The 10,925-nt window shown below is 40.8% G+C and carries 7 protein-coding genes; 2 read left to right on the top strand and 5 right to left on the bottom strand.

What is annotated here, in order from left to right:
- Nucleotides 1-21 precede the first annotated feature (21 nt).
- The 5 genes from JF50_RS08515 to JF50_RS08495 all read right to left on the bottom strand — a co-directional run bounded on the left by JF50_RS08515 (nt 22) and on the right by JF50_RS08495 (nt 8,417).
- Complete coding sequence (locus JF50_RS08515) at nt 22-801, bottom strand: hypothetical protein (protein ID WP_039609035.1); 780 nt, start codon at nt 799-801, stop codon at nt 22-24.
- A 12-nt stretch (nt 802-813) separates the two neighbouring features.
- Nucleotides 814-4,899, bottom strand: coding sequence for a TOMM system kinase/cyclase fusion protein (locus JF50_RS08510; RefSeq protein WP_052262191.1), 4,086 nt, complete (start codon nt 4,897-4,899; stop codon nt 814-816).
- 616 nt (nt 4,900-5,515) lie between these two features.
- Nucleotides 5,516-6,034 (bottom strand): hypothetical protein, encoded by a 519-nt coding sequence (locus JF50_RS08505; protein ID WP_152614488.1) that lies wholly within the window; start codon nt 6,032-6,034, stop codon nt 5,516-5,518.
- Between the two features lie 197 nt (nt 6,035-6,231).
- Nucleotides 6,232-7,017, bottom strand: a complete 786-nt coding sequence (locus tag JF50_RS08500; RefSeq protein ID WP_039609033.1) for a nucleoside-binding outer membrane protein — start codon at nt 7,015-7,017, stop codon at nt 6,232-6,234.
- Nucleotides 7,018-7,103: 86 nt separating this feature from the next.
- The gene (locus JF50_RS08495; protein WP_039609032.1) at nt 7,104-8,417 is read right to left on the bottom strand and encodes a Na+/H+ antiporter NhaC family protein; all 1,314 of its coding nucleotides are present in this window, start codon (nt 8,415-8,417) and stop codon (nt 7,104-7,106) included.
- 350 nt (nt 8,418-8,767) lie between these two features.
- Here JF50_RS08495 and dapB point away from each other — a divergent pair, with 350 nt between their 5' ends.
- On the top strand, nt 8,768-9,568 hold the full coding sequence (dapB, locus tag JF50_RS08490) for a 4-hydroxy-tetrahydrodipicolinate reductase (RefSeq protein WP_039609031.1): 801 nt from the start codon (nt 8,768-8,770) through the stop codon (nt 9,566-9,568).
- Nucleotides 9,569-9,777: 209 nt separating this feature from the next.
- A complete protein-coding gene (gene carA / locus JF50_RS08485; protein WP_039609524.1) occupies nt 9,778-10,914 on the top strand; it encodes a glutamine-hydrolyzing carbamoyl-phosphate synthase small subunit in 1,137 nt (378 codons plus the stop codon).
- Nucleotides 10,915-10,925 lie beyond the last annotated feature (11 nt).

Below are 10,925 nucleotides of genomic sequence, written 5' to 3'. Positions count from 1 at the left end.
TCAACCTTTTATTTTTAATACTTATTGCGCGCACATAGTGCAAGGATATGATAATCCAGCTAATTTGTAGTCGGCTAATGCCATAGCTTGGTCTTGAGGGTCCTTTGGTGATGGTGGAATAACCAAAACTAATTGAGATAATAATAATGCTGGAGCTGTCTCATCTTGAGTGTACCAACCATTTTCACCTTGCTTAAACTCATATGGGTTTTGAAGATATTCTTCGATCGAAAGCGCACCATTTCGAGTTTGGCTTAAGTTAGCATATCTTTTGAATCGACGAAGAATTTGCGCTTCTAAGCTGGGTGCTAGAGGGGTTTCATTTGCCTCAATACCGGCTTCCACCTTTTTAATTCTTTCTAGTGCGTCTGTCGCACATATTACGGAAATTGGAGGTAAAGCAGCTGGTTGGCATTCTCGGGCATATTCATCAGGGTCATTGAAGCCTAGGACACCAAAAGCAGCAAGTGGGTTACCAATTAAAAACGCTTTATACGTCTTGTAAAAAGTCTTATCTTTAGGTTCACCATCTGTGTTTTCGGCGTCAGATGCTTCGTATTCATTAATTTGTTCTTGCGTTAATCCAGTAAGTTGCACCCAGCGCTTAGCTGTTTTGTCACCTACAGTCGTTTCTTCGAATTTCCATGGGATTTCATTTAGCTTCGTATTCCATACAATGGAAATAGCTCTTAACCAAGTGTCATGCATAGCAAGGTTGACGTGGCTAAGCTCTAGCGGTGTTGCATCAAATTTTTCGCCTTCTTTAGGCAATGGTTGTTGAGGCATTAAAGGATATGTCATTTATATCTATTCCTATGTTGCTTTAGATTCAATGGCGGCTATGCCATTTTTGAATTGTTGTATGAATTCACTGGGTATTGCAGAGGTAGAGTGTTGGTAGCTGGATTGCCACAAACTATCATCTGGAAAGCAAGCTAAATAATTCTGTTGATTTTGAATTTCTTGCAATAGAGATGCTTGCTCTTTCGCTACATTAGCTGAACTTTCGAATAATTTTTTGCTTTCTTCGGTTTTACCCGTTTTGAAGAGGGCTATGGCTCTAAAAGATAAAATATCGGCTTGATAATTATATTCACCGTAATCTTTAATAAGCTGAAGCGTCTTGGCCGTTCTTTCTATTATTTCTTCGTATTTCTCTAAAGTGAGTAGGTTACGTAAGTAGACGGATTCCATGATAGGGTTCCAATGCACAATTTTGGCACTTAATAACCCGTCAAGATACTGTTTAGCATTCACCGTCTTTGATGCTAGTGCATCTTTTGGTATTGCCGTTACACTTGCAATAAATTGAGGACCGTATTTGTCCTGGAGTAGATCAACGCTGTCAATGATCTGAATGAGCTTGTCTCGTTCACCTGTAATATTGAAGAGTAAAGCTGCACACGTATAGGCGTAGCATGTATTCCCTGCATGTCCTAACAATAGCCCTCGGTCAATTGCAGCCTCAATGGTTTGCTTCGCCAATTCAAAACGTGCAGTTGCTGTGTAACTTAAAGCTAAAATACTGAGCGCATAGGTTTGTGCATCTAGTCCGTAATGTTGTATAAATGAGCTCACGTCAGTTGATATTTCATTCAACTTATTGAGCGTATCATTAAGCACTTTAATGGATTTTGTAAATTCGCCAGTACTCCAATAAAAACAACCTTCAAGCACTTCAGAAAACAAAACTTGTTCTTTTAATTCTGCTTGAATCGCAAATCGATTAAATTCTTGTATAGCTTCAAAGGTCTCAGATCTTGTACCCCGGTTATTTTTCCATAAAAAGCTTGCCCATAAGATGGTCAATGCGTATTTTTTCTCGTCGGGAGTTATTAGGTTTTGAGCGATTCTGTAGTTAATTATTTCATGACAACGCAGCGAGACTTCATTTAATTTTTTAGGCGCGTAGTTTTCGCCAACAATCAGACTCGGGATCAGAGTTGCACTGATAGCCAATTCATTAATTTGTGCATGCTCTTGGTTACTAATTTTTGTGTTCCAAGTATAGGCAAGATCACAGTACTCTTGAGCTTCAAATTCTAATGAGAGGATCAGCGCTTGTCTTGCAGCCGTTACGGCGTAATGGATTGCGTCATTAAATCGTGACGCTTTGGAGAAGTGAGTAGCAATCAAAAAGGGTGAGTCTGACTTTTGTTCATCAAAGTTGGCTTGCAAAGTCATTGCGATATTTTCGTGTGCTTGTTCTCTGGCACTTAAACTCATGCTTTCATAAGATGCGTCTCTGACTAAGGCATGTTTGAATATATAGCTATCACTTTCTACTCTTCGTTGATGTATGACGAGATCATTTTTAATAAGCTCATTCAAGTCATTCTGAATTTGATTTTCGCTTAGTGTAGAGGACTTAACCAATAGGTGATATTCGAACTCTCTCCCAATAGTTGCGGCAATTTGAGCTGTTTCTTTCGCGTGTGATAGGTTATCTAGTTTTTGTTGTAGCGACTCTCTTAAGCTGCTAGGTACCAGCTCAAGGTGTTCGGGGCTTTTGAAGCAAACTTGGTTGTTTGACATATCAACAAGTTGTTTATGCTTCAACATACTCACTAATTCTTCTATAAATAGAGGAATACCGTCCGTTCTATTTATTAGGATGTCTAGCACATTCGAAGAAACCTCATGGTAGTCAAATAGCTTTTCTATGAAGGACTTAGTCGCATTTACCGTCAATCGGTTGAGCTTCATGGTATGACAGTTAATCTCACTCAACTCAGTCGGTAGTGGAGCCCTTGAGGTAGTAAATAAAACCGTGTTGCCTGTTATTCTTTCTGATAAGAATTTTAAAAAGGCCACAGTCGTACTATCTGCCCAATGTAAATCCTCAACAATAATAAGTTTATGGTCTGAAATACTGTACAAATTGGACATCAACATGACAGCCAACACATCAAAAAGTAATGATTTTTGTGCGTCCGCTGGAAGCGTAGAAGGCTTAACTTCTCCTAAGTCCATGTGCAGCCAAATTAGAAGTACGGGAAGTGCTTGTTCAACATCCAGTGTATTACTTTGCGCTTTAGCATGCTTTTTAATCACTTCGGCTAATGCGTTCGCGTCTAATTGGGATGTATTAAAAAGATACTTCACAAGAGTTAACACTGGGTACAAAGCATTATTTTTATGCTCAGGTAAACACTGGGCAACCAAATGCTGACTTCTACGCGCGTTAACCCTTATCTCTTGAATTAACCTAGATTTCCCTATGCCAGCTTCGCCATAAATATGTGAAATTCTCTTATTTTCAATGCCATTATTGAGTAGCTCAAGTGCGTTTTTAAGCTCGTTATCTCTCCCAGTGAGGTCATATCGATTACGAGTACCCCGCATGAACCCGAAGGCTTCTACTTTTCTTTCCCCTTTCAATTCGAAAACCAACTCGGGGTTTGGACTTTGTCCTAGTTTGAGTTCTACAAACTTTTCAAAATCACTGAAGGGTTCTAATATTGCTCTTGTCTCAGCACCACAAAGTATTTGTTTGCTTTGAGCCGTTCTCGCCAGCGTCATTGCTGCATTGGCAGTATGTCCTTCAGGAGTACTATTTGCGTAAGTGACAAACACCCCAGTATGAATCCCTATATGAGCATTTAGCAATGCGCCATGTGCATCTTTCATCAGTGAATTTCGTTTATTTATTTCACTAATGATTTCTAAAGCTGTACGAGCACAAAGCCGAGTGTCATTTTCACTGGCAGAGGGGTGACCAAAATAGAATAGAGACGTATCGGCGACACTGCCTACGTGATACGCACCAAAGCGGGTGGCGATATCGATGCAGTGGCTTCTTTGAGATTTGAATAAAGTGTCGATAACATCTAAATCATGCTCTCTGTGATCTGTAAAGGTTGTGCTAAAACGTAAGGCCAGTACAGTTATTTGTTTGCGCTCCGTCAAAGCGGTGTAGTTGAATTGCTGATTTATCGTGTCACTGTCGTTACGCATGACAATGGTTTCGTCATCTGCTTGAGACTGGCTAACCTCAGATAAGATACCAACTAAGTTAGAAACATTAATCGCTTTTAGTTCGTTAAACGCTTCTTCACCTGTGATCACTCGCTCAATGGCGCTTTTATTTAAGACTCGGCGTAAAAGTCCTGACAAAGGGTGGCCCAGTAAGGCGCTGGGCATGGGAATGTGCGCATCACTTAGTTGCTTATGGTAAATAGACGCGACGCTCGTACCATTCATTGCTGGGGCGCCGGTAAGACACTCAAGGTACACAAGGCCCCATACATACAGATCTGTTTTTGTTGTTGCAGGCTCGCCTCGCAATTGCTCTGGCGCACTATAAGAGGGTGTACCAAGCGTTTCTTGCGTGAGGGTTAAAGTCCGAAAATCAGCTTGGCGACTATCGTGTGTGAGCGTCCCGATACCAAAATCAAGAATCTTTGCATGCAGCTTAGCACCTGTTTTGCTTAGCATGATGTTGGCCGGTTTTATATCCCTATGGACAATCCCTTTACTGTGGGCGTGAATGAGGGCATCTAGCACTTGAGACATGATATCCGTTGCTTCAGGTGCACTAAATGGCCCTTCTAATAAGAGATGTTCACGTAGCGAACGTCCTTCGACAAATTCGAATACGCCGTAAAGTAAGTCGTCATTTACTTGCCCCTGGTCAAGTAACCTGACGATATTAGGATGCTGTAATTGGCTACTTAGCGATGTCTCTCGTTTGAATCGCTCAATATATCTTAGTTTTTTTTGTTCTTCGCAATGAGGTTCAATGGCGAGGAATTTGATAGCGACGTATTGGCCTGTACTGTTTTGTTTTGCTTTAAATACCTTACCGAAGCCGCCTTCACCAATTTTACTGAGTAGTTTGTAATGTGAAGACTCAAAGCTGTCGTGTATGTATGAATCAGAAAATTGCGTTAATGACATAATAGTAATGAGCTTCTCTAAATTAATATCCGTTTATGGCATATATATGTTACTAATTTATACATTAGCGATAGATTAATAGCTAACTTATAAAACTGACATCCACATTATAACTACTGTTAACACTAAAACCAGAATTATTCGGTTATCGGTATAATTGGGGTTTGTTTGTTAATTTCCTGATTTGAAAAATTGATGTTAACACCAACGAAAAACCCTTATTATCCTTATTTTTGCAATTTAAGTTGTGTCCATACAGTTTAAAATAATAGTGCTTGGGCAGTAGAGAGTAAATACATGTGTAATAGAGTGTAATATTTGTATGGAAATAAATCAGCTCTATTTTATGGAGTAATGTTCACTTATTTGGAGCTCATAAAACCCGTAATCATTGGTTTTATTCTTCGGTGAGTGACATGAACTATGCTGATAACACAAGAGGTATGTTCACCTAACCTATGTCGCTTCAAACCTGAGTGATTAAATTATTATTGTTATAATCGTAATTAATAAAAAAGTATTGTATTTTTCTGGTGTATGTTAAATAAAGTGTATATAGCTTAAAAAACTGCATTAAAACATTGAAAAAGATATGCTCGGTTTATCGCAGAGCGGGCTAAGCAATGGCCTTTATTAAAATACTCATGTCGGTAATGCCAGCCTCTTTCATGGCATCTTTAACACTCTCTATCATGTCGAAGTAGTGGATTTGCAGTTGCATGAAATACTGATTTCTTGAATCGAAATAGGCTTTTTGCGCTTCGTCATTATGGTCAGTTTTGGCGTTGAGCTGTGCGACTTCTTGTTTAACCAGGTCAAGTTCTTCCTTCATCTCTTCTAGTCGTTCTAGCATTCGGCGGATGTGATCGGGAATATCTCCGTACTTATCTTCAGCCTTTTCTTTGGCTTCTCGCCCTGAGAGCTTTTCTTTCTCTTCGTCCGAAAGTTTATGGGTGCCCTCTAATTCTGAAGTTTTGTCTGTTTTGTTTGTGGCATCTCCGTTTTTGTTATTTACTTCATCGTTATTACTTTCAGCTTCCAATGCCTCTTGCTCTCTTTTGGCAGCTCTTTCCTGAATTTCAGTCGCTAGTTTATGACCATAAGCCACGCTCACTTCATGTAAAAAGTTCATCATTAAATCCTTGGTAATAGATTACCTACAAAACAGCGGTGATAAAATACAATCTAATATCGGCAGTCAAATGAAAAGCTTTAATACATTTTTCCTAATTTATGTGATTATTTAAAATGGGCAGGGAAGGGAATGAAGTGCACAGTATAGTGCTTTCTTAAGAGGCGCTTATTGACAACGCCTCTGTATGTATAAAACGGTTAAAATGTCCAAGCGACATGCATTTGAGGTACTGATTCATTGGTGTCAGTGCCGAGCTTATTGCGCCAATATTGCCATTCTAAACCCAAGTATAGCTGGCCTTCAGACATTTCAAGTGCATGGCCCAGATCCCAGCGAACAATAGGCTGTGCCAGTAGCCAGCCTTTAACATCAACGCCTAATTCATTCTCTCTTTGAGCAATGTATTCAACATGCCCCGTAACTTCAAACTTTTGGTTGCCGATATTAAATGGGTACCCCCATGCGATATCAATCATCCAGCTACTTGATTCTGCTGGCGCACCACCTTTAGCTACGCCCTCATTGTCATCAATGTACGCTGTGAATAAGGTAGATAAGAAACTAAAACCTTCGGCGTTCCATGAGACTTTTACACCCGGTAAGTATTTCATCACTTTTGAGTCGCCAGCCATGTTAAAGCCTGCAACTAACCCGATGTCTTTTATCACCCCATTTTGAAACTCAAGCCCAGCTGTTTTTGACAGGCTAAATGTAGAGTACCACTCGCCATAAAAGTCTCTATCTTGATAGTTATCATCTAAGTCATCAACGAGGTAGTCTATAAAGAAAAAATTATCTCCGTATTGATAACCAGAGCTGTGCTGCAATGAATAAACCGTGGTATTGGCCTCATTTTGTGAGAAAGGGTTTTTGAAATCCCCATGATTAATATGAAGCTGAGTATTGCTCCAATCTGCAGCATATGCTGAAGAAGCGATGCATGTGAGGGCAGTGGATAGTGTCAGAGAGAGTTTTTTGTTCATTAATATATCTTCAAAGTTGAGGAACTTTGTAATTATATATTAATTCAGGGGGTTATGTGCACCTGAAAGCAGGTGCACAGATCAAGTTAGGCTTTATTACGGCGCAAAATAATAACTGCAACCGCAGTAAAAGCTAAAATAAAGCAATAAAATGAAGATGTAGATACATCCCAAGGGCTGATGCTGAATGTCGCACCGAGCAACAACGCTTGTGCACCATATGGCAAAGAGCCCTGCATTACACATGCGAAGATGTCCAATAAACTTGCTGAACGCTTTGGTGATATATCGCTATCGTCTGCTAACTTTTTAGCGACAGGCCCTGCAACGATAATACTGACCGTGTTGTTTGCAATACACATATTACTGGTCATAACCAAGGCAGCAATACCAAGTTGATCTGCTACTTTACTGTTCAATTTACCAAGCTTTGATGTGATTTTATGGATTTTAGTTGCGATATACTCTAAGCCCCCATTAATACGGATAAACTCAGACAGGCCACCAATAAACATCGACAATAAAAAGATTTCCTGCATGTCAGTGAAGCCTTTATATACGTCTTTAACGAATGCGCCGCCTTCATAATCACCGGCAAAGCCGACCGCGGCCGCAAAAATAATACCGCTGAAAAGCACTGCGAATACGTTCAAGCCCATCACAGCAAGAATAAGAATAAATGCATAAGGTAGCACTAATAACCAATCGAAATCTTTAGTTTCAACTGCTTGTGGCTCCGGCGTTAAGAATACCAGTAGTAGTACAGTGAAGAAGGCTGCCGGTAGTGCAATTTTTAAATTCTCTTTAAACTTGTCTTTCATTTCACAGCCTTGCGTACGTGTCGCTGCGATTGTGGTATCAGAAATAATAGATAAGTTGTCACCGAACATCGCACCAGAGACGATGGTCCCGGCCATCAGGGCTGGGTCAATGCCTGTTTTTATTGACACCGCGTATGCGATCGGGCCTATGGCACCGATAGTACCCATAGATGTACCCATGGCAGTCGATACAACTGCAGCGATTAAAAATAAACCTGGAAGTAAAAATGCCGGAGGAATTAGTGATAGACCCGCATTTACAACCGCATCAACACCACCTGTCGCGCCTGCAACTGCCGAGAAAGAACCTGCAAGCAAGTAGATAAGACACATGGTAATAATATTACTATGTCCAGCGCCTTTGATGAAAGTTTCAACGCTTTGATTAATTGACGTTTTATTTAACCAAAAAGCAAGCACGATCGCTGGCAAAATAGCCACCGGTGCGGGTAATTGGTAAAAGGCATAGTCAACGCCTTGTGATTGTAGGTATAAACCTGCGCCTAGAAATAGGGCAACAAAGGTAAGTAAAGGTAGCAAAGATAACTTTGCACTTGTGTTGTCAAAAGATGGCTGCATAGCACTCCCCAAAAAACAGTATCTACTTAAGTTGCAGTGTGTAAGTAGACATAACCACAGCCAACAGGGCTATTATTAGCTGTATTTAAACTTCTACGCCCGCAATAATTAAATCGGCGAAGGTGGAAGTTTAAATGTTTAGACGTCTAAAGTCCACGGTCTTTATTATAATTATTGAATAACTGACTATGACATAGAGATACGCTAAACTCTAGGCCGGTACAAGCATGTGCTAATTAGTTGTTTACTCGATTAAATGCGAAAAGAAAATGCGCATATAGAATGAAGAGGGCGAATTGGTTATCGTCTATCTATCTGAAGCGTTGATAAAAATTAGGAATGAGAAAGTAATGACAAAAATAGGTGTATTTGGTGCAAACGGCAGAATGGGACAGGCACTGATTGAAGCGGTAGAAATTGAAAAAGAGGTTGAACTAGCTGGCGCATTTGTAAGAGAAGGCTCGCAATATTTAAATACGCAAGTCAAGGCACTACAACCTGTTCACACATCAACGCTTAAATTTAGCGATGAAAAAAGTGAAGACCTGCAAGCTGATGTACTCATCGACTTTACATTGCCTGAAGGTATGTTGTCTCATTTAAAAGCGGCTGTAAGCAAACAAATCCCCATGGTGATTGGTACAACCGGTCTATCTGATCAAGAAATGGCACAGTTACAAGAAGCCAGTAAGCACATCCCTATTGTATTTGCGCGCAACTTTAGTGTCGGCGTCAACCTGTTATTAAACTTGGTGCAAACGGCAGCAACCAAGCTTGCTGATGAAATGGACATTGAAATATTTGAAGCCCATCACAGAAATAAGATTGATGCACCGTCAGGTACGGCTTTAGCGATTGGTGAAGCCATTGCGGAAGCGAAAGGGTGGGATCATGATACCGTTGCGAGGTATGACCGCACTAGTGTCCATGAAGCGAAAAGTCAAGATGAAATTGGCTATTCAGTCCTCCGAGCAGGTGACATAGTTGGTGAACATACAGCTTACTTTGCAACCATGGGTGAAAGGCTTGAATTAACCCACAAAGCAGCATCAAGGTTAACGTTTGCATCAGGTGCGGTAAGGGCTGCACAGTGGTTGAAAAACAAACCAGCAGGACTTTATGACATGCAAGATGTCCTAGGTTTGAAGTAGTTTGTTTATTTTTTTGGCGGTTTCACTTGAAAATGACTTTTAAATGCTTATTTTCAAGTTTTTTACTCTAATCATTAGACGAATCCCAGAAAGTGCTGTAGACTATAACGAATTTGCCAAAATTTAATTACTGCGTGTTACCAAGCGCTTTGTAGACGGGAAAAAAGCGTGTTTGCTTATCCCGTTTTTTTATATCTATGGAGGTTAACTTGACTAAATCCGCTCTGTTAGTCCTTGAAGACGGTACGGTGTTTCGCGGTACTGCCATCGGCGCCGACGGTATTTCTGTTGGTGAGGTAGTATTCAATACGTCTATGACAGGATATCAAGAAATCTTGACAGATCCGTCTTACGCGGAACAAATTGTCACCTTAACTTACCCGCACATCGGAAACACTGGTACCAACAGTGAAGACGAGGAAGCGGACAAAATCTGGGCTAAAGGCCTTGTGATTCGTGACTTACCATTACTAGCAAGTAATTTCCGTAACGAACAATCGTTAAGTGATTATTTGAAAGAACGTAATATTCTAGGGATAGCGGATATCGATACGCGTAAGCTGACGCGTATCCTACGTGATAAGGGAGCTCAAAACGGCTGTATCATCGCTGGTGATGACGTTGACGAGCAAAAGGCGCTTGAGGCGGCTAAGGCATTCCCTGGCCTTAAAGGAATGGATTTAGCAAAAGTTGTGACAACAGAATCTTCTTTCCCTTGGAATGAAGGCAGCTGGACACTTGGCGAAGGCTTTAAAACGCTTGAACAAGGTGAAGAGCAGTTCCATGTTGTTGCATACGATTTTGGTGTAAAGAAAAATATCTTACGTATGCTAGTTGACCGAGGCTGTAAGCTAACGGTTGTTCCTGCAGAAACCTCCGCTGCAGAAGTGCTGGCATTAAACCCAGACGGCATCTTCCTTTCAAATGGACCTGGTGATCCAGAGCCATGTACTTATGCAATCGATGCTATCAAGTCTTTCCTTGAAACAGACACTCCAATTTTTGGTATTTGTCTTGGTCACCAATTACTGGCATTAGCATCTGGTGCAAAAACAGTAAAAATGAAGTTTGGTCACCACGGTGGTAACCACCCGGTTAAAGATTTAGACCGTGACGTAGTGATGATCACAGCGCAAAACCATGGTTTCGCTGCTGATGAGCAAAGCTTACCTGACAATCTTCGTGCAACGCACAAGTCATTATTCGACGGTACGTTACAGGGTATTCACCGCACTGATAAGCCAGCTTTCAGTTTCCAAGGTCACCCTGAAGCAAGCCCAGGTCCACACGACGCAGCGCCGTTGTTTGACCACTTCATTGAATTAATGCAAGCACGCAAAGCCTAATTTATTACTGG

The sequence above is a fragment of the Pseudoalteromonas luteoviolacea genome (assembly GCF_000814765.1).
Taxonomy (GTDB): Bacteria; Pseudomonadota; Gammaproteobacteria; order Enterobacterales; family Alteromonadaceae; genus Pseudoalteromonas; species Pseudoalteromonas luteoviolacea_H.
This window is presented reverse-complemented; position numbering and strand designations above follow the sequence as displayed.